19 protein-coding genes are annotated in these 18999 nt (G+C 69.5%); 13 read left to right on the top strand and 6 right to left on the bottom strand.

Translation table 11 applies throughout. The features are described from left to right. The first annotated feature begins 13 nt into the window (after positions 1-13). The 5 genes from QMO76_RS07330 to glmM all read left to right on the top strand — a co-directional run bounded on the left by QMO76_RS07330 (position 14) and on the right by glmM (position 5431). Positions 14-2017, top strand: a complete 2004-nt coding sequence (locus QMO76_RS07330) for a hypothetical protein (RefSeq protein WP_306360419.1) — start codon at positions 14-16, stop codon at positions 2015-2017. Beyond that, complete coding sequence (locus tag QMO76_RS07335) at positions 2017-2595, top strand: hypothetical protein (protein WP_306360420.1); 579 nt, start codon at positions 2017-2019, stop codon at positions 2593-2595. The genes QMO76_RS07330 and QMO76_RS07335 overlap by 1 nt, the downstream gene beginning before the upstream one ends. 298 nt (positions 2596-2893) lie before the next feature. After that, positions 2894-3337 carry a 50S ribosomal protein L13 gene (gene rplM / locus QMO76_RS07340; RefSeq protein WP_029923748.1) on the top strand — a complete coding sequence of 148 codons (444 nt, stop codon included), beginning with the start codon at positions 2894-2896 and terminating at the stop codon, positions 3335-3337. Further along, positions 3334-3843, top strand: a complete 510-nt coding sequence (rpsI, locus tag QMO76_RS07345; protein ID WP_306360421.1) for a 30S ribosomal protein S9 — start codon at positions 3334-3336, stop codon at positions 3841-3843. Before rplM ends, rpsI begins: the two co-directional genes overlap by 4 nt. Before the next feature lie 211 nt (positions 3844-4054). Next, entirely contained in the window at positions 4055-5431 is a 1377-nt protein-coding gene (glmM, locus tag QMO76_RS07350) for a phosphoglucosamine mutase (RefSeq protein ID WP_306360422.1), read from the top strand. 73 nt (positions 5432-5504) lie between these two features. Here glmM and QMO76_RS07355 read toward each other — a convergent pair whose 3' ends face one another. Continuing rightward, positions 5505-7160: an ABC-F family ATP-binding cassette domain-containing protein gene (locus QMO76_RS07355; protein ID WP_306360423.1), complete on the bottom strand. Its 1656-nt coding sequence runs from the start codon at positions 7158-7160 to the stop codon at positions 5505-5507. A gap of 116 nt (positions 7161-7276) precedes the next feature. On the opposite strand from QMO76_RS07355, the gene QMO76_RS07360 reads away from it, so the two are divergent. From QMO76_RS07360 to QMO76_RS07375, 4 genes are all read left to right on the top strand, one after another. Then, entirely contained in the window at positions 7277-7498 is a 222-nt protein-coding gene (locus tag QMO76_RS07360; protein ID WP_306360424.1) for a PspC domain-containing protein, read from the top strand. A 110-nt stretch (positions 7499-7608) separates the two neighbouring features. After that, on the top strand, positions 7609-7917 hold the full coding sequence (locus tag QMO76_RS07365) for a DUF6802 family protein (protein ID WP_306360425.1): 309 nt from the start codon (positions 7609-7611) through the stop codon (positions 7915-7917). A gap of 495 nt (positions 7918-8412) precedes the next feature. Further along, positions 8413-8727, top strand: a complete 315-nt coding sequence (locus QMO76_RS07370) for a hypothetical protein (protein ID WP_306360426.1) — start codon at positions 8413-8415, stop codon at positions 8725-8727. A 331-nt stretch (positions 8728-9058) separates the two neighbouring features. Further along, the gene (locus tag QMO76_RS07375; RefSeq protein ID WP_306360427.1) at positions 9059-11245 is read left to right on the top strand and encodes a hypothetical protein; all 2187 of its coding nucleotides are present in this window, start codon (positions 9059-9061) and stop codon (positions 11243-11245) included. A 72-nt stretch (positions 11246-11317) separates the two neighbouring features. Here the strand turns inward: QMO76_RS07375 and QMO76_RS07380 are convergent, their stop codons facing one another. From QMO76_RS07380 to QMO76_RS07390, 3 genes are read right to left on the bottom strand one after another with little or no spacing between them, the layout of a single operon-like run. Continuing rightward, positions 11318-12154, bottom strand: coding sequence for a helix-turn-helix transcriptional regulator (locus QMO76_RS07380; protein ID WP_306360428.1), 837 nt, complete (start codon positions 12152-12154; stop codon positions 11318-11320). Next, positions 12151-12681, bottom strand: coding sequence for a DUF6879 family protein (locus tag QMO76_RS07385; protein WP_306360429.1), 531 nt, complete (start codon positions 12679-12681; stop codon positions 12151-12153). Before QMO76_RS07385 ends, QMO76_RS07380 begins: the two co-directional genes overlap by 4 nt. Further along, positions 12662-12994, bottom strand: a complete 333-nt coding sequence (locus QMO76_RS07390; protein WP_306360430.1) for a hypothetical protein — start codon at positions 12992-12994, stop codon at positions 12662-12664. The genes QMO76_RS07385 and QMO76_RS07390 overlap by 20 nt, the downstream gene beginning before the upstream one ends. 220 nt (positions 12995-13214) lie before the next feature. Here QMO76_RS07390 and QMO76_RS07395 point away from each other — a divergent pair, with 220 nt between their 5' ends. After that, positions 13215-13487 (top strand): hypothetical protein, encoded by a 273-nt coding sequence (locus QMO76_RS07395; protein WP_306360431.1) that lies wholly within the window; start codon positions 13215-13217, stop codon positions 13485-13487. Between the two features lie 69 nt (positions 13488-13556). Beyond that, positions 13557-13715: a hypothetical protein gene (locus tag QMO76_RS07400; RefSeq protein ID WP_306360432.1), complete on the top strand. Its 159-nt coding sequence runs from the start codon at positions 13557-13559 to the stop codon at positions 13713-13715. Positions 13716-13772: 57 nt separating this feature from the next. On the opposite strand, the gene QMO76_RS07405 is transcribed toward QMO76_RS07400, so the two are convergent. Beyond that, on the bottom strand, positions 13773-14639 hold the full coding sequence (locus tag QMO76_RS07405; protein WP_306360433.1) for a dienelactone hydrolase family protein: 867 nt from the start codon (positions 14637-14639) through the stop codon (positions 13773-13775). 237 nt (positions 14640-14876) lie between these two features. On the opposite strand from QMO76_RS07405, the gene glmS reads away from it, so the two are divergent. Continuing rightward, a complete protein-coding gene (gene glmS / locus QMO76_RS07410) occupies positions 14877-16745 on the top strand; it encodes a glutamine--fructose-6-phosphate transaminase (isomerizing) (protein WP_306360434.1) in 1869 nt (622 codons plus the stop codon). A gap of 7 nt (positions 16746-16752) precedes the next feature. On the opposite strand, the gene QMO76_RS07415 is transcribed toward glmS, so the two are convergent. Then, positions 16753-17151 carry a plastocyanin/azurin family copper-binding protein gene (locus tag QMO76_RS07415; RefSeq protein ID WP_306360435.1) on the bottom strand — a complete coding sequence of 133 codons (399 nt, stop codon included), beginning with the start codon at positions 17149-17151 and terminating at the stop codon, positions 16753-16755. Positions 17152-17453: 302 nt separating this feature from the next. Here QMO76_RS07415 and QMO76_RS07420 point away from each other — a divergent pair, with 302 nt between their 5' ends. After that, positions 17454-18887 (top strand): NAD(P)H-hydrate dehydratase, encoded by a 1434-nt coding sequence (locus tag QMO76_RS07420; protein WP_306360436.1) that lies wholly within the window; start codon positions 17454-17456, stop codon positions 18885-18887. The last annotated feature ends 112 nt before the right edge of the window (positions 18888-18999 follow it).

Genomic DNA, 18999 nt, shown 5'->3' on the forward strand with positions numbered 1-18999 from the left:
CAGACTGGTGGCTGTGACGGCTCGAGTTGGGGCAGTGCATCTCGGGTGGGATGTGGTGACGGCGGCCGCCGGTGGCGGCGGCACACCGATCCGCCCGGTGCAGGTCGAAGGCACATACACACCGCCCGCGTACCTATTGGCGGATTCATCCGGTCGGCTGCACACCGCCGGGGTGGACCGGCGTCCCGACGTCGGTATCGCCATCTCGGATGTGCGCGACATCATCGGTCACCCGCAGATCGTGGTGGCCGGCGCGACCTGGCCCGCAGAACTGGTGTTCCGGGCCCGGCTGTTCAATCCGCTGGCGGGTATCGGCAAGCATCTGGGCGGGGCGCCCGCGGTGGTGGCGCTGCCGTTCCCGGACGACTGGCCCGACCCCAAGGTCGACGAATACGCGCGCCTGGTCGAGCAGCTCGGCGTGATCGTGGAGCCGCTGCCGGAATCGGTGGCGCTGTCGGGATACGTGCGTGCGCTGAACCTGGTGCGCGGTCCCGAGCCCGGCCCGGTGGTCGGCGCGACCGGGGTCTACTCCGACGGTCGCGGCTGTCTCGTCGTGGCCGTGCACGGTGACGACGAGGAACCCACCGAGTCCATGGGCCTGACCATCCACCCGCAGGCCCTGCACGACGCTCGCGCCGCCGACAATGTGGTGATCGAGGTCATGGCCGCCGCCCGCACCATCGGCGCGGACACCTCCACGGTGCTGCTCACCGGGAACATCGCCTTCAACGACGCCCTGCGCCTGGCCTTCCAGAATCATCTCGGCCACCGTCTCCAGGTCGCCGACCATCCCATGCACGCGCTGGTCCTGGGCGCGACACATCTGCTGGCCAATGACATCGAGGACGACCGGTACGCACCGGACCCACGCCTCACCCCACCCGGACAGCCCGGGTACGCGCAACCGGGCGGCGCGGCCGGTCAGCAGGCTGTAGCCGCCGCTGACCAGCAGGCCGGGGCGGCCGTGGCGGGGCAGGTCGGGCGTGGCGCGGCGGCGAATTCCGCTGCCAAGGGTGCCGCGGCGGACCGCGTTGCCGAGGGCGATGCGGCGGACCGCGTCGCCCGAGGTGCTGCGGCGGACGGGGCGCAGGCGGCGAGCCGCGGCGGGGGTGCGCAGTCTGCGTCCGGTGGGATCGACCCCGCCGAGGGGCAGACGCGCCGGATGACCCAGGCCGAGGCCGCGCAGCTCGCGGCGCAGGGACATGCGGCCGCCTCGAATCCACCCAGCGGGGAGGTGCCGATCGCGTCGACGCAGGGGCTGCCGCCGGGGCTCGCCACCGTGGGCGGGCGGTTCACGCGGCCACCGGGGACACCCGCCGACGATCGGATGACCGCCGCGGTCGAACGGCAGCCGCAGCCCGGTCAGGCTGCGGGGCAGGGCGATTCGCCCACCGGTAGCGGCGGGCAGTCGGGTGGTGGTGCGAGTGGAACTGCCGAGCAGGGCTATTCGGGCCAGCCTCAGCCGGGCTCCGGCGATACTCCTGTGGGACAGGGCTATTCAGGACAGAACTATGCGGACCGGAGTGCGGGGCCGTACTCGCCGGGCTCCACCGCGCCGGGGCAGAACACCGGTCCGCACCGACAGGTCCCCGCCACTCCCGGACAAGGTGCCGCTCCGTATGGACAAGCTCCCGGCGCGCCGGGACAGAGCGGCCCGTACGGGCAGGGTGCGCCTGGCCAGGGCACCGGATCCCACGGGCAGGCTGGCCCGGGGCAGGGCACGGGGCCGCACGGGCAGGCTGGGCCGGGGCAGGGATACGGCTCCGGTGGTGCTTCCGGCGGGTACGGGCAGCCGCAGTACGGGCCGGGTGGCGGGGGATACGGGCCCGGCGGTACGTCCGCTGGAACCGGGGCGGGCCAGGGCGGAGCGAGGTACGGTGGACCGATGCCGTCCAGCGGGCCGCAATCCCCCTATCCGCTATCGCCGGACCGCGATGCCGACAGCTCGGATCGCGATGCGGCCGAGGGCGATCGCAAGCGCAAGGGCTTGTGGCGCAAGATGAAGGGCAAGCGCTGATGCGCAAGCGCTTCGGAGCCCCCGCCATCCTGGGTGCGGCCGCCTTCGCCGCTGTCACCCTGCACTCCACCGGACACCCCGCCGACGATCTCGCGGCGACCGCCCCGGGGGCCGGAACCACAGGGGACTCCGACGCCGCGTCATCCGGGTTCGGTGCCGCCGACGCGTCATCCGGCACCATTGGCGTCTCTTCCGGCACCTCTGGCATTGTTTCCGGCACCGCTGATGTGTCCTCCGGCGCTGATGTGAACCCGACCGCCGCCGAAATACCAGGTTCCGTCGCATCGGCAGCGGCGGCCAGTCACTTCGACATTCGCTCGGCCGAGTACGACATCCCCGCGCCCGCCGTTCGGCAGGTGGGCGACTTCGGCTCCTGGCCCGCCGTGGAGCGGGCCGCCGAACCGGCCGGGGGCTCGTGCGCCGTGATCCCCTTCGCCACCCTCCCGCCCAGCCCCGGCATCGCCGCCATCAACGGATCCGGGGCGGTCGAGTGCACTCCCAGCGGCATCGACACCCTGCGATACTCCATCCCCGGCCCGATCCGGGGCGCGGACCCGGGCCCGCCCATCCAGATCTGACCCGCGCTGCCCGGCCGCGGATCACTCGGTCGTCCCGTTCGGCCCGAGGGGACCGGTTCGCTGCCTGACGTGGCTTGTGACCGGTTGACTGCCGGACCCGGCCCGAGACCGGGTCGCTGTCAGCCCCCGCCGGAGACCGGTTTATGGTGATCGGCCCGCCCCTGGTATCGTGGCCCGTTGGCGTGCGGTACCGCCGGGCAACCGGTGTGTCCCACGAGCCCCCGGGTCTCCACCGGCCGCCGGGATCGGCTCGATCGCATGCTTGGCTGGCAACACCGACGACAGACAGGGAAGCACTGTGCCTACGTACAGCCCCAAGGCTGGTGACGTGACCCGCAAGTGGTACGTCATCGACGCCACTGACGTACGGCTCGGCCGCCTTGCCGTGCAGGCAGCGAATCTGCTGCGTGGCAAGAACAAGCCGACCTACGCTCCGAACGTCGATGGTGGCGATTTCGTCATCATCATCAACGCCGACAAGATCTCCATTGCCGGCAACAAGGCCGACCGCACCTTCATCCACACCCACTCGGGCCACCCGGGCGGTCTGAAGACCCGGTCTGTCCGCCAGGTGCTCGAGACCCGCCCCGACCGGCTGGTCGAGCGTGCCATCAAGGGCATGATCCCGAAGAACAAGCTGGGCAACCGCATCGCCGGCAAGCTGAAGGTGTACGCGGGCCCGACCCATCCGCATGCCGCTCAGCAGCCCATTCCGTTCGAGATCAAGCAGGTGGCCCAGTGACCGCTCCTGAGGAATTCAACGACGACCTCGTCGTCGAGGACACCACCGTCGAGGTCGTCGACGAGGGTGCCGGCTACGACGCCGAGTACACCGCCGAGCCCTTCGCCCCGGTCGTCATCGACCGCCCGGTGCAGACCGTCGGCCGCCGCAAGGAGGCCGTCGTCCGCGTCCGCCTGGTGCCCGGCTCCGGCAACTTCGTGCTCAACGGCCGCACCATCGAGGACTACTTCCCGAACAAGGTGCACCAGCAGCTGGTGAAGTCCCCGCTGGTCACCGTCGAGCGCACCGAGACCTTCGACGTGCACGCCCGCCTGGTCGGCGGCGGCCCGTCCGGTCAGGCCGGCGCGCTGCGTCTCGCCATCGCCCGTGCGCTGATCGAGGTCACCCCCGAGGATCGTCCGGCCCTCAAGCGTGCCGGCTTCCTGACTCGTGACCCCCGTGCCACCGAGCGCAAGAAGTACGGCCTCAAGAAGGCCCGCAAGGCGCCTCAGTACTCGAAGCGCTGATATTGCGCCGTACGGCTCTACCGTGCCCGGCTCCGCGAAGGGCCGGGCACGGTATTGTCTGGTGCGGCGATTCGTACGGGTATGGCGCGGCGGGACCGCGTGTTCCCCGCATGGCGGGGGCGATCCCCGGTACGAAAGCAGGCTTCCGGCAACGGTTTTCGGACCGGCCGGGCGCCTGCTTTTTGCTATGTCAATAGACCAGGGGTGAGGTATGGGACGTTTGTTCGGCACCGACGGAGTCCGCGGGCTCGCCAACGAATCATTGAGTCCGGAACTGGCGCTGCGGGTTTCGGCCGCGGCGGCACAGGTTCTGAGCCGGGGCAAAAAGCGCGCGCTGGCGGTGGTGGGACGTGATCCGCGGGCGAGCGGGGAAATGCTGGAGGCGGCGGTCACCGCGGGGCTGACGTCGGCCGGGGTGGACGTGCTGTCGGTCGGCGTGCTGCCGACTCCGGCGGTCGCGTATCTGACCGGCGTGTACGACGCGTGCCTCGGCGTCATGATCTCGGCATCGCACAATCCCATGCCGGACAACGGAATCAAGATCTTCGCCGCGGGTGGGCACAAGCTCGACGACGCCGTGGAGGACCGCATCGAGGCGCTCGTCGCCGAGGGCTCCTTCGCCCGGCCCACCGGCGCTGCCATCGGACGGGTCCTGGGTCGTCCCGGCCTCGGCGGGCAGGTCTTCCACGCCGACGACGCCTACACCCTGGAGGGCACGCACGAGCGCTACGTGGAACATCTCGTGGAGGCCACCGGGCGGGACCTGAGCGGACTGAAGGTCGTGGTGGACTGCGCCAACGGCGCGGCCTCCGAGGTGGGGCCGACCGCGTACCGCGAGGCGGGCGCGACCGTCATCGCCATTCACGCCGACCCGGACGGGCGCAATATCAACGACGGGTGCGGTTCGACGCATCTGGACCAGGTACGTCGCGCGGTGCTCGAACACGGCGCGGACCTGGGGCTGGCACACGACGGTGACGCCGACCGCTGCCTGGCCGTGGACGCCACCGGCGCGGTCGTGGACGGCGACGCCATCATGGCGATCCTGGCGCTGGCCATGCGCGATAGCGGCGAACTGGTCGACAACACGCTGGTGGCGACGGTCATGAGCAATCTGGGCCTGCACATCGCGCTGCGGGCGGCCGGAATCACGGTGCTCACCACGGCGGTCGGCGACCGGTACGTCCTGGAGGAGCTGCGGCGCGGCGGCTATTCGCTCGGCGGCGAACAGTCCGGACATGTGGTGTTCCCGCGCTTCGGCACCACCGGCGACGGCATTCTCACCGGTCTGAAACTCATGGCGCGCATGGCCGAAACCGGCTGCGGCCTGGCTGATCTGGCGTCCGTGGTGCAGGCCGTGCCGCAGGTGCTGGTGAATGTCCCGGTCAGCGACAAGTCGGCCGTCGCGTCCGCGTCCTCGGTGCGGGAGGCGGTTTCCGAAGCCGAACGCGTCCTCGGCGATACAGGCCGAGTCCTGTTGCGTCCCAGTGGAACCGAGCAGCTGGTCCGCGTCATGGTGGAGGCCACCGATCTGGACCAGGCCCAGCGGCTGGCCGGTGACCTCGCGAAACTGGTAGCGGCCGTGTAGAACTCAGCCGTCGTGTCCGTGGCTCGAGGGCGGGCGTGAAGCGGAGTGATCGGCCCCTCGTTGCCGCAGCGCGTCAGTGGTCCTCGATCAGTCGGCCGCGCTCCATGCGCCAGCGGCGGGTGGCGCGCACGGTGTCGAGCATGCGGCGGTCGTGGGTGACCAGCAGCAGGGTGCCGTCGAAGGATTCCACCGCCTGCTCCAACTGTTCGATGGCGGGCAGGTCGAGGTGGTTGGTGGGCTCGTCCAGCACGAGGAGATTGACCCCGCGTGCCTGGAGTAGGGCCAGGGCGGCGCGGGTGCGCTCGCCGGGCGACAGGGTGTCGTTGGGGCGCAGCACGTGCGGGCCGCGCAGACCGAATTTCGCCAGTAGAGTGCGGACTTCGGCCTCCGGCCAGTCGGGCACCTCGGCGCTGAAAGTATCGGCGAGCGCGGCGGTTCCGCGGAACAGCCCGCGGGCCTGATCCACCTCGCCGATGGCGACGCCGGAGCCCAGAGTGGCGGAACCGCTGTCCGGCCGGGTCTTTCCGAGCAGCAGGGACAGCAGCGTGGACTTGCCCGAACCGTTGTCGCCGGTGAGCACGATGCGGTCACCGAAGTCGATCCGCACGGTGACCGGCCCGAGCGTGAAGTCGCCGCGTGTCACGGTGGTATTCGACAGGGTGGCGACCACCGTGCCGCTGCGCGGTGCGGCCGCGATGGCCATGCGCAGCTCCCACTCCTTGCGCGGTTCCTCCACCGCGTCCAAGCGCTCGATGCGCTTGAGCGTCTGCTTGATCTTGGATGCCTGTTTCTCCGTGGACTCCGCGCGCATCTTGCGGCCGGCCTTGTCGGAGTCCAGCTTTCGTGGGTCCTTGGCCTTGCGGCGGGCGGTGCGCACACCGTGCTCCATCCAGTTGCGCTGCATGGTGGCACGGGCCTCCAGCCCGGCCTTGGTGTCGGCGTACTCCTCGTAGGTTTCGCGGGCGTGGCGGCGGGCTATCGCACGCTCGGCCAGATACGACTCGTAGGAGCCGTCGTAGACGTCGACTCGCTGCTGGGCGAGATCCAGTTCGACGATGCGATTCACGGTGCGCGCCAGGAACTCCCGGTCGTGGCTGACGACCATGAGGGGAGCGCGCACGCCCGCGACGAACTGCTCCAGGCGTTCCAGGCCGTCCAGATCCAGATCGTTGGTCGGCTCGTCGAGCAGCAGAATGTCGAAGCGCGACAACAGCACCGAGGCCAGTCCGGCGCGGGCGGCCTGGCCGCCGGAGAGCACTGTCATGGGCGTGTCCAGGCCGTGCGGCAGGCTGTCGGCGAGGCCGAGTTCGGCGGCCACCTCCGCGGCGCGCTGTTCGAGATCCGCGCCGCCGAGCGCCAGCCAGCGCTCCAGGGCGGGGGAGTACTCGTCCGCGCCGCCGTCGGCTAGCCGAACGGCTGCCGCGTCCATATGCCGCTGTGCGTCCGCGACACCGGTGCGGCGGGCCAGGAAGGCGATGACCGTCTCGCCCGCCAGGCGCTCGGGTTCCTGCGCGAGGTAGCCGACGGTCGCGTCGGGTGGACTGAGCGCGATGGTGCCGTCTGCCGCCCGACCGGCGGCGAGCATGCGCAGCAGGGTCGACTTTCCGGCCCCGTTCACGCCGACCAGGCCGATCACGTCGCCCGGTGCGAGAACCAGATCGAGGTCGGCGAACAGGGTTCGTTCGCCGTGTCCGGCCGATAGCCCGCGGGCGTGCAGAGTTGCGCTCACGGGGTGCAGTCTGCCCTGTTCAGGGTTGGACCCTGAGACGGGGGCGGCGAAAAGTCAGGGTCCGAATCGGGTGTTGGACCGATGCGCACGCGGGGCCGCGCGGGGAGAGTTGAGGTATGACAACACCGACTCCCACCCGCCGCCTCACCCGCTCGACCAGCGACAAGTGGATCGCCGGAATCTGCGGTGGACTTGCCGAGTACTTCGGTTGGAACGCCAATCTCATCCGCGCGCTGTTCGTGCTGTCCTGCCTGCTGCCGGGACCGCAGTTCGTCATCTACCTGGTGCTCTGGCTGGTGATTCCGAAGAACAAGGGACCGTACGTCGCCCAGGGATAGCAGACCAGGGTTATCCACACCCGGCGAGTCATCCACAACTCGAGAGTAAGTCCCCCGGGCCGCCGCCCCGGGTGCGAGGATGATGGGCACGTCGCAGTGAAGGAGTGCACATGGTCGCATCCGGTGATCTGCCCGGTCTGGACTTGCCGAATCTCGACACCCACTCGGAGCTGGGTGCTTTGGGCGCGGTGGAGCTAACCCATCCCCTTCAGGACATCGACGGCGACGGTCGCCTGGACACCCTCACCACCAATGGTGACCGCGCCATGCACGTGTGGACCGATCTGGACCACGACGGTTACGCCGACCACGTCACGGTCGTCGACGAGGGCGGCGACTACGCCGCCTGGGAATTCCGCCACAACACGGACGGCACCAGCGAATGGGTGCGCACCGACGGCGGCAGCCTGGGCGGATGAACGCATCGGCCGGGCTCGGTCAACCGCCGGACTCGTTCGACAGACTCGGCACGGCGGTCCCACACCTACCGCGACAGCGGGCCTCCAGCCGTAGCGGCTGAGCCGTTCGGGGCTTGGCGGCCGAGTGAGCTTGGGGCTTGGCGGCCGAGCGGGCTTGGGTCGTGACGGCCGAGCGTGTTCAGGTCGTGCCTGCGGACCGGGCGTGAGAGGTTGCTGCGCCCCGGGCCGGGGGGCGACTTACCCGCCCCCTTGCGGCCGTTCGATTCCGAACTCCATGGCTGCGGGGACATGGGCGGGATGGCCCGACCGAAGGTGGACCACGAGGTCGGTGGGTGTACCGCGCGTCGGCAGTGAACCGCGCGGGCGTGTGCACGTGACCGATGAAGGACGTCGGTGAACCCGTGGCGGTCGAATGCCGTCGGGGCCGTCGTCGAACGGGTGACCGACGGTAGCTGAACCCTGCCGCCTTGGCGGCGGAACACGAAAGGGGGACATATGGGTGGCGGGGCCGACGGCTTCGCGGTGGATATCGCCGCGCTGCGCATCGCCGCGGGAACCTTGCGCGACTCCGCGGAATCGCTACGCCTACAGGCGCGGCGCATCGACGAGCACATGTTCGGCATCGGCAACGACGAAGCCGGACGGGACTACGCGGAGCAGGGCATAGCGGTGCATCGAGGGCTCGAACACCTCGCGGGCTGGCTACGCGACTGGGCCACCGCCACCGCCGCCACCGCCTCGGGCCTGGATACGGCGGTCGCGGAGTACGAGCGCACCGACCGGGAGCGGGCCGAGCGCACCCCACGGTAGCCGCACGGGTCGGACACGATTGTGTGCGGCGCAGGTCGGACCGGAGCGTGTGCCACCCGAGTGAAGTCGGCTCGCGTGCCGAAAGACAAGGCCCGGATGGCCCGCCACCGGCGGAGCCGGTGCGCGTTGGGCGCGAGTACGGCCGGGCTGCCGTGCACAGGCATCCGGCAGGTTCGTGTGTTGATCGAAAAGGTCCGGTACGTGTTTCCCGCGAGTAGCGCTCGAGCCGAGATCGCACCGGTGCGGTCGCACGGGAAACAGCACCCGCGTGGTCGCAGTGGGTGGACTGGAGATACATGCCGTACGACACGGCGGGATGGCAGGGGGGACTATGACTTTCGATCCGGCGGGAAGGTCCGTCGACGAGATATTGGATTACGGGGCGGTCGGGCTCGAGTACTGGGAGCGGTTCCTTCCCCTGTACGAGCGGGCCTTCGGTGCGCTGCCCGGTGTCGGGGAGCGGGAACTGCAAGCCCGGTACGACGAGCAGCGGGGGCTCGATCTCGGCAAGCTCGACGCGGCACGGAATGCGCTGGCCGATGCGGTCATCGGGGCCGAGCGGCAGTGGATGGGCCAGCTGGGTGTCGCGCGACGACTGCCGGATGTCTGGGCGGGGCGCGGCGGCGCGGCCGCCCGCGAGGTGGTCGACGGTCAGCAGCGGCGGGCGCGCGGTGATCTCGATGTCGCCCAGGCCGTGGTGGCGGTCATCGACGGCGTGCTCGACCCGCTGCGGCAGGCGGTATTCACGAAAGCCGTACGGACGATGGGGCTTCTCGAACGGCGCGGGGGCGATGGCAGCGCCGTCGCCATCGGCGGCAAGTCGTCCGGCGATATCGAAGCGATGCTCGACACCGCGGACGATGCCGCCACCGCGTGGCTGCGGGAGACTTTCAAACCGGATGTCGAACGCAAACATGCCGAGTTCACGGCAATGTGCGCGGACATCGACCGCATCGTGGTCGACAACTATCGCGCCATCACGACCGCCATGGCGGCACTCCAGGACGGCCCCTATCCCCGCCCCGTAGCGCCTTTCGAGCCGCCGCTTCCCGCGAACGAAACCGCAACAGCGCCAGCGCAATCCACGGGCCCGGTCGAACCGGGTGCCGCAGCGGGAACCGCCCCCGCGACGGCTGGGTCGGCCGCGAGTCCACCCGGTACACCACCAGCTCCCGCCGCATCCTCGGGTGCCCCGCCGAGTCCTGCGAGCACCGCGCCTCCGAGTGAGTCGCCGAGTCCTGCGAGCACCGTTCCTTCGGGTGAGTCGAGCCCGCCGAACGCCGCACACCCGGGTGCGCTGTCGGGCACCCCGGCTCCTGGTGCACAGTCGAGCCCGGCAGCCGCCGCACCTGCCACCGCCTCGCCCTCCAACTGGGCGGGCACTCCGACGGAACATCCCTCGGCCTCGGTCGGTGCCGGCCGAACCACGTCCGCGCTCGGGCAGCCCGCGCCGGGCGGGCAGGCCCAGCCGCTCGGCGCGAACACCACCGGCCACTCGCCGTCGGACTCCTGGTCCGACACCCATCCGGGCGAAGACACCGGCGCACAATCTGATCCGCTACAGCTCGGTTCCCTGCTCGCGGGCGCGGGCTCCGCGCTCACCGACCTCCTCGGCAATATCACAGCGGGCCTCCAGACCGGCGTCGAATCGGTCCTCGGGAGCCTGAGCGACCTGACCAACCCCGACCAATCCGACTATCCGGCAACGGAACCCAGCGCCGACGTCGACCCCGACAACGGTGATCCCGATCCGCCCCCAGTCACCGACCAGCCAGGTGAGAAAGCCGAATTCGAGCTGGGCCGACACGACCTCACCATCGAGCAGACCACGGACGGCGCCCTGAGCGTCGTCCTCACCGACCCGGCCGGTGCCACGACCACCTTCACCCTCCGCCTGAACGAGCACGGCATACCGGTCCTCACCGCCGAACCCGAAACGCCGGCCACGCCCCCGGAACCTGATACCCCACAGCCCGATTCGTATCGACCCGACCCCACCGCACCCGGGGATTCGTCCACATCGCTGCCTGACGCCCCACCCACACCGAATCCCGGCGAGACCCCGAATTCGTCAGACAGCCCACCACCCGAGGAACCCACCTCACCCGACTGCCCGCAACCCGCTCCGGAAAGCACCCAACCGCCCGCCCCACCCTCGGAAAGCCCCCAGGTCTGCCCCGCGCCGGACCCAGGCGATCCGGATCGAGATGCAGCGTGTCGAGATGCCACCGACCGAGATGTCCCGGGCCAGGACGCCTCCGACCAGGAAGTCCCGGGTCCGCCCGTCCCGCATCGAGACGACCCCGAACACGGTTCCACGCAGCAGTACCCCCCGATGCCTCCCGGATCCCCGAATGACCTTTCACCCGACTCACCGATGCCCGACCCGCCTGGAACGGACTCGCCGCCGACCTACCCGGGCATTCCGCCCCTGGACCGACAATCGGCCCCGGACAGCGGGGCGACCGGTGTTCCGGTGGAACCGATCCCTCCACTCCCGGATGCGCCCACACCCTGACCTGCCACGCCATTCCCGGCGGACGCGTGCCGGATTCGTTGAGTTCGGCGCGTGCGGGGTTGGGCAACGGAGCTAGATCCGAGTTTCAATCGCTTTCCGGATCAGCTCCCGACCAGGTTCGCCGTAGAGGGCCTGTTCGGACAGCGATGCGAACAGCTTGGCGTAGAGCGCTATCTCGCGCGGCTGGTTGATTCTCAGCTCCGCGCTCACCGTCTCAACCAGCACCAGCCGGTTGTCGTACATGACGAACCCATTGATGGCTGGACCATCCAGGGCGGCCTGTTCGGGCACGATCCCGAGCACCAGTCGTGGCAAGGACATCGTCGCGAGAAGGTATTCCAGCTGCCCCAGCATGATCGATTCGTTTCCGACCGTGGTCTGTAGAGCTTGTTCGGCGATGACGAACGAGAACCTGCGATTGCCGTGGTGCAAAATCTTCTGGCGTTCGACACGGGCCTCGACTCCATCGTCCAGATCGTCGGGAATTCCGTAGAACTTGATCATTCTACGGAGCACCGCCTCGATGTAGCCGGGAGTCTGCAACAGGCCCGGAATGAGAAGTGGCTCATACCAACACAATCGAGTGGCCGCCTGTGCGACCCGGTCCAACCTGCGCTGGTGCCGACGCGTGCCGATCCCGAGCGCTCGTCGCCACTCCATATAGGCGGCTTCGATGTTCCGCAACGTCGCGATCAGATCGGGTAGCTGATCACGGCTGCCCGTATGGTCACACCAGCTTCGAAGATCTTCCTCCGTGGGAGTCTGCCGACCGTACTCCAGCTTGCTGATCTTCGACTCCGGCCAGTTCGCCGATTTCGCCAGCGCGCGGCCGGTCAAACCGGCATCACGGCGAAGCTCCCGGAGCCGTAGCCCGAGAGCTTGCCGTTGTTCATGTACAGCGCTGGTCACTGTGTCTGGAGAGCGGCGTAATCGGCATACGGCACAGCCGCCGACCAGACGTAGTCTCGAACCTCCTGACAGTGAGCAATGATCCGCGGGTCGTGCGTAACCGCCGCGCCTGCGAACCGGCCACTCGTCTCGAACGTTGTGAAGATCACGGTCTCATCGTCCAGTAGCCACCAGTCGTCGGTTGACAATCGGCGTGAGTCGGCCAGATGTCTCGCCAGGTACCGAACGTCCTCGCCAGCAGCGACATTGTTCACTGTGATCTCCAGCATCCACCGCTGATAGTCCGTCATCGGAACCGTGACCACTCGTGCCCGACGCATTACCGCCCCCCGCGCGGTGAAGTCCCGCACCAGGTTCAGCCAATCCTGGAACCAGGCGAAATCGTCCGCCGGGCCACCGGCCACCCAGTTGCGGTACGGCTCATCCCCATCTGGCGACTCATAGTCGTCCTGTAGCTCGAGGTGGAAGGCTTCGCGCCGACTGCTCCGGATCAGGTCATCGAATGCGTCACCCTGTAACAGCTTCACCGTAGAATCTCCTCTCCCTCCTGGGTACTTCTACTGCCGCCTCATTCGGTGCTATTTCCAGCTGCGCCAATATGTTCGGGTCCGTGACCGGCGTGCCGCTCAACAGGAAGGTGCCTCTTCCGCTGTCGACGAGCGGAGAGCCGAGATAGGTCTCCGGATCGGTGTAAACCAGTAGCACATGGGGGATTTCGACAGTTCCGGAAGTGTTTGTGCGCCACCCCTGCGCTACGAAGCTGTCTTCGGTCTCGTACAGCGTCGGACAGGTATTGCCCGGCGAGCCGTTCCTACCCAGAAATCGCAACCGCTTGCTCATGATCCAGTCCTCCCGCTCGAGCGCGTGCCGGATTTGTCACGCCCCACCAATGGTCCCGTTCAGGGGCCGATTCCGGAGCTGAACGACATTCAGCTAGAAAACTCGAGAAAACTTCTGGAGTTGCCGTTTGTCGCCCACATAGCGTCTTTCTCAGGTGCTCGGGGGCGGTGCGGTCGTCCCGCCCCCGGTCGCCGACCACCATCGAACCAAGGGGAGCGGGATGGGCAGGCGGACCAGGCTCGGAGAGTTCCCCGGCGGTGTGCTGGAAATCAACGCTTACGACGATGACGCGGTCGATGGTCATCCTGGGGTGTGCCTGGAGATCTACCACGCTGCCGACGACGCACAGCGAGGAGATGAGATGCGCTATCGGGCAACGGCAATCGGGTATCTGCGGACCGATGTGTCGGGCGCGGCCCAGTTCCGGGACGAGAGTCGGATCCGCGAGTTGGCGGCTCGGCTCGGCTACGACTTCGCCGACATGATCGTCTAGGACCCGAAATTCGGGCGGCCGCCGCTGGCCCGGCTGAAGGGCCGAGCCACGCGGCTGGACGCCGGAGCGGTGATCGTTCCCGGGATCGAGCACTTCGAGGGCGGGCGGGTGCCCGGATCGCTGGTGGAACAGGTGGATGTGATCACCGTGACGCCGGAGGAAACGTATGCGCGGCATGTTCCGCGACCCTTGCCGGATCCGCCGCTCGGCAGGGCGAACGGGGCCTGAGCGAACTCCCGCCCGCGTGGGTCTGGCCGCAGGAGTTCGAGAACTGGTGTGGTGGAGCTACTTTCGCAGGGTCTGCACCAGTTGTAGCAGCGGGAGTTTCTGCGGTTCCGGTTCCGGTTCCTCGTCGACCGCGTGCGGGTCCACCAGTTCGGTGTGCGGGATGACCGCTTCGGGGTCGGCGAAGAGTTTGTAGGTCTTGTCGCCGAGCAGGGTGTAGTTGAGGTAGCCGACCAGCAGGGCGCGGGTGAGGCGTTCGGTCTTCGGTTCGTGCTTGCCCGCGCCGAGGGCGGCCAGTGCGCGGCGGCCCTCGACGATGCCGTTGTGCGTGGCCTTCTCCACCGAGCGGAGGATGGCGGGGCCGCCCCAGGCGGCGGCCAGCGGGACGGCGTTGGAGCTGACCGAGTCGATGTCGGAGGCACCGGCCAGGATGAGTGCGGGGGTGTCGATATTCGGGGCCAGCGCCTCACCCGACGGGGCGGTCGGCGCGGGATAGAGGGCGGCCACGGCGGCGACCGCGCGCTGGGACGCGGCGATGATGGCAGCTCCGGCACCCATCCCGTGCCCGGCCAGGGCCAGTTTGTCGGGGTGCACGCTGATGTCCCCCTTGCCCAAGCGCACGCCGGTGCAGATGTCCAGGGTGGTGAGCAGGTCGGTGGCCAGGTTCAGATGCGAGGGGATCGGCCCGCGTTCGGTGTCGGGTGCGGCCGCGACGTACCCCCACGACGCCAGATGCTCGAGCAGGCGCCGGTAGTTCCCGGCCCCGGTCAACCACCCGTGTCCGAAGGCCACCGCGGGTAGGTTCAACCCCTTCTCCGGGGTGAACACCACTCCGGGCTGCCCGGCGATACCGAGATTGCCGCGCAGCACCGTGTGCGGACCCTTCACGGTCAAGGTGCTCAATAGCGATTTCACTGACGCCGACACGCAGTTGAACTTACAGCCTGTCGAGGGACCTGGGTGCTCGGGTGATTCAACAGCGTCCTTCTCGGGCGTCGCGCACTCACATCGGCCCGATCAGCCGGACCGCCCGGCGTGATTCGCGACTCGCCGTGGCAAGTCCGGAGGAATCGGGCGAACCGCCGAGGCGGGCGGTCTCGAGGGCGCGGAAGGGGCGAACCACCGGGCGAAGTGCCCCTCCCCAACCCAGTACTCTGAGGCCCCATGTGCGGAATCGTGGGGTACGTGGGGTATCGGGACGCCCTCGCTGTAGTGGTGGACGCATTGCGCCGCATGGAGTATCGCGGCTACGACTCCGCGGGGGTGGCCATCCTGGACGGAGCCGGCGGCCTCGCGGTGGAGCGCAAGGCCGGGCGGCTCGCCAACCTGGAGGCGGAACTGACCGAGGCCGGGCGGGCACGATTCACCGGAACCACCGGCATGGGACACACCCGCTGGGCCACGCACGGCGCGCCGACCGACCGCAACGCCCACCCGCACCGGGACCTCGACGGCCGGGTGGCCGTCGTGCACAACGGCATCATCGAGAACTTCGCGCCGCTGCGCCGCGAACTCGAGGACGCCGGGGTCGAACTGCGCAGCGATACCGACACCGAGGTCGCCGTGCATCTGGTGTCGCGCGCCTACGCCGCCGGTGCGACCGCGGGGGACTTCGTCGCCAGCGCGCTGGCCGTGGTGCGCCGCCTCGAAGGCGCGTTCACCCTGGTGTTCACGCACGCCGACCATCCGGGCACGATCGTCGCCGCACGCCGCTCGACCCCGCTGGTGGTCGGGGTCGGGCAGCGGGAGATGTTCATCGCCTCCGATGTCACCGCGTTCATCGAACACACCCGCGAGGCCGTCGAACTCGGGCAGGACCAGGCCGTCGTCATCACCGCCGACAGCTACACCGTCACCGACTTCCACGGCGCCACCGAGGGGGTGCGCACCCGGCCCTTCACCATCGACTGGGATCTCGCCGCGGCCGAGAAGGGCGGTCACGACTACTTCATGCTCAAGGAGATCGAGGAGCAGCCCGCTGGCGTGGCCGACACCCTCATCGGCCACTTCGCCGACGGGCGGATCGTGCTCGACGAACAGCGCCTCGTCGACCAGGAGTTGCGCGAGGTCGACAAGGTGTTCGTAGTCGCCTGCGGCAGTTCGTACCACGCCGGGCTGCTCGCCAAGTACGCCATCGAGCACTGGACCCGGCTGCCCGTGGAAGTGGAGCTGGCCAGCGAATTCCGTTACCGCGACCCGGTTCTGGACCGCTCCACCCTCGTCGTCGCCATCTCTCAGTCCGGGGAGACCGCCGACACCCTGGAGGCGGTGCGGCACGCCAAGGACCAGAAGGCGCGCGTGCTCGCCATCTGCAATACCAATGGCGCGCAGATTCCCCGGGAGTCCGACGCCGTGCTCTACACCCGCACCGGGCCGGAGATCGGCGTCGCCTCCACCAAGGCGTTCCTGGCGCAGATCACCGCCAACTACCTGGTGGGCCTGGCGCTGGCGCAGGCGCGCGGCACCAAGTACCCGGACGAGGTGGCGCGGGAGTTCGAAGAGCTCGAGGCCATGCCCAAGCTCGTCGACCGGGTCCTGGAGACCGCCCCGCAGGTGCGCGCCATCGCTCGCCAGCTGGCCGGGGAGTCGACGGTGCTGTTCCTCGGCCGCCACGTCGGATATCCCGTGGCGCTCGAAGGCGCTTTGAAGCTCAAGGAATTGGCGTACATCCACGCCGAGGGCTTCGCCGCGGGCGAACTCAAGCACGGCCCCATCGCCCTGATCGAGGAGGGGCTGCCGGTAATCGTCATCATGCCCTCGCCCAAGGGGCGAGCGGTGCTGCACGCCAAGCTGCTCAGCAATATCCGCGAGATCCAGGCGCGCGGCGCGCGCACCATCGTGATCGCCGAGGAGGGGGACGACACGGTGCGGCCGTTCGCCGACCACCTCATCGAGATCCCTTCCGCGCCAACGCTGTACCAGCCACTGCTGGCCACCGTCCCGCTGCAGGTGTTCGCCGCCGAGATCGCCATGGCGCGCGGCTACGACGTGGACAAGCCCCGCAACCTCGCCAAGTCGGTCACCGTCGAATAGGGCCGGTCTACCGGACGGTCACGGTGCCCTTCATCTCCGGATGCAGCGGGCACAGGTAGCGGTAGGTGCCGGGCACGGTGAAGGTGTAGCTCCACTCACCCTTGGTGAGGATCGGGCTGTTGATGCCCATGGCGGCGTCGCCGATGCCCTGCACCGAATGCGGTACGCGGTCGGAGAATTTCCAGGTGACGGTGTCGCCCGCCGTGATGGTGATGTCGGCGGGGGAGAACCGCATATCCGTGACGGTCACGATTGTGTCGGCGGGCGTCCGCGGCCCGGACGTGGTCGGGGCTGCCGAGTTCGACACGGTGGACGTCGGCGTGCCGTCGGCGTTCTCGCCGTCCGCGCCGCACCCGGCGGCAACCAGCGCACCCGCCACGGCGAACATGCTGATCAGGACACGCACGGACCTACCTCGGGAACCAGTCGACATGTCCGCCAGCCTAGACTCCGCCGGTAGCGGACCATTCGCGGCCGCCCCCGGGCCCGCCTCCGTGCGGAGGCGTCGGCCCCGGCGAAGAGACCCCATCCCGGTGTCTCCGTCTCGGACGCCTGATCGCGGGGAACCGGGTGGCGGCATCGTGCGAATGGTCGACGCCGTGAATTCCCCTCGTGGGTGACCGCCTGTGGGGTGACGGGCGGTGGCTGCGGGGCGGGCGGATTATCGTGGGGCGGGACGGTGGCTCGAGCGGGGATCGGAGGCGACCTGTGCGCGGATATTTCACGGCCGACGAGGTGCGGGCGGCGGAGGCGGAGTTGTTCACCCGGGTGCCCGCCGGAATGCCGATGCGGCGTGCCGCGTTCGGGCTCGCCGACGTGGTCGCGGGGGAATTGCGGGAGCGGACCGGTGGGGTCGCGGGGCGGACCGTGACACTGCTCGTCGGATCCGGGGACAATGGCGGCGACGCGCTGTGGGCCGGATCCATGCTGCGGCGACGCGGCGTGGCGGTGCACGCGGTACTGCTGTCTCCGGAAAGGGTGCATCGGGAAGGGCTTGCCGCGCTGCGGCGCACCGGCGGCCGGGTGCGCGAGGATCTGGGGACGCCGGATCTGGTGGTCGACGGCATCGTCGGCATCTCCGGCAGGGGGTCGCTGCGTCCCCGTGCGGCGGAACTCGTTGCCGCCGTGCAGGTTCCGATTATCGCCGCGGATCTTCCCAGCGGGGTGGACCCGGACACCGGAGCGGTCTCCGGCCCGGCGGTCCGCGCCGATGTGACGGTGACCTTCGGTGCGTACAAGCCGGTGCACGCGCTCGCGACCTCCCGGTGTGGCCGAATCGTGCTGGTGCCCATCGGATTACGTTTGCCGAAGCCGAATCTCGCGGCGCTGGAACCGGAATCGGTGGGAGCGGAGTGGCCGGTGCCCGGGGCGGCCGACGACAAGTACACACAGGGCGTGACCGGTGTCTGCGCGGGCAGCGCGACCTATCCGGGGGCGGCCGTGCTGTGCACGGGGGCCGCGGTCGCCGCCACCTCGGGCATGGTGCGCTACGCCGGCACCGGAGGCGAGCAGGTGCTCGCGCACTATCCGGAGGTGATCGCGGCCCCCTCGGTCAAGGAGACCGGGCGGGTGCAGTCCTGGGTGTTCGGTCCCGGTGCGGGCACCGACGCCGCCGCCCGCGACCGGCTCGCCGAGATCCTCGCCACCGATCTGCCGGTGGTGGTCGACGCCGACGGCCTCACCCTGCTCGCCCAGGACCCGAGCCTGGTCACCGGCCGCACGGCCCCCACCGTGCTCACCCCGCACGCGGGAGAATTCGCCCGGCTCACCGGCGCGGACCCGGCGCCCGACCGGGTCGCCGCCGTCCGGGAACTCGCCGATTCCTGGCAGGTCACCGTCCTGCTCAAGGGCCGCGCCACCCTCGTCGCCACCCCCGGCCGCCCGGTCCTGGTCAACGAGGCGGGCGGTTCCTGGGCGGCCACCGCCGGTTCCGGCGACGTGCTCTCCGGCATCATCGGCGCACTCCTCGCCGCGGGCCGCGACCCCTCCTGGTCCGCCGCCGCGGCCGCCCGCGCCCATTCCCTCGCCGCCAACCTCGCCGCCCATGCCCCGGCCACCGCCGGAACCCCCATCTCCGCCTCCCCCCTCCTCGCCCACCTCCGCCCCGCCATCGGCACTCTGCGCGACCTGGCCGCCCGCTGACGCCCGGCCACGGAGATCGGCGCGGCTTCGGGTTGGTGCCCGCGTGCCGCGTGACCCGGTGGTGCCGCCCGGCGACTTCAGGTTTGGGAGATCGGCGCGGCTTCGGGTTGGT

Source organism: Nocardia sp. CC227C (assembly GCF_030767025.1).
Classification (GTDB): Bacteria; Actinomycetota; Actinomycetes; order Mycobacteriales; family Mycobacteriaceae; genus Nocardia.

Bases quoted from the DNA above. Each gene is read 5' to 3' on its own strand.
- glmS (WP_306360434.1), top strand. From the start codon at position 14,877: ATGTGCGGAATCGTGGGGTACGTGGGGTATCGGGACGCCCTCGCTGTA.
- QMO76_RS07390 (WP_306360430.1), bottom strand. From the start codon at position 12,994: ATGAGCAAGCGGTTGCGATTTCTGGGTAGGAACGGCTCGCCGGGCAAT.
- QMO76_RS07335 (WP_306360420.1), top strand. From the start codon at position 2,017: ATGCGCAAGCGCTTCGGAGCCCCCGCCATCCTGGGTGCGGCCGCCTTC.
- QMO76_RS07370 (WP_306360426.1), top strand. From the start codon at position 8,413: ATGGGTGGCGGGGCCGACGGCTTCGCGGTGGATATCGCCGCGCTGCGC.
- QMO76_RS07395 (WP_306360431.1), top strand. From the start codon at position 13,215: ATGGGCAGGCGGACCAGGCTCGGAGAGTTCCCCGGCGGTGTGCTGGAA.
- QMO76_RS07360 (WP_306360424.1), top strand. From the start codon at position 7,277: ATGACAACACCGACTCCCACCCGCCGCCTCACCCGCTCGACCAGCGAC.
- QMO76_RS07375 (WP_306360427.1), top strand. From the start codon at position 9,059: ATGACTTTCGATCCGGCGGGAAGGTCCGTCGACGAGATATTGGATTAC.
- glmM (WP_306360422.1), top strand. From the start codon at position 4,055: ATGGGACGTTTGTTCGGCACCGACGGAGTCCGCGGGCTCGCCAACGAA.
- QMO76_RS07365 (WP_306360425.1), top strand. From the start codon at position 7,609: ATGGTCGCATCCGGTGATCTGCCCGGTCTGGACTTGCCGAATCTCGAC.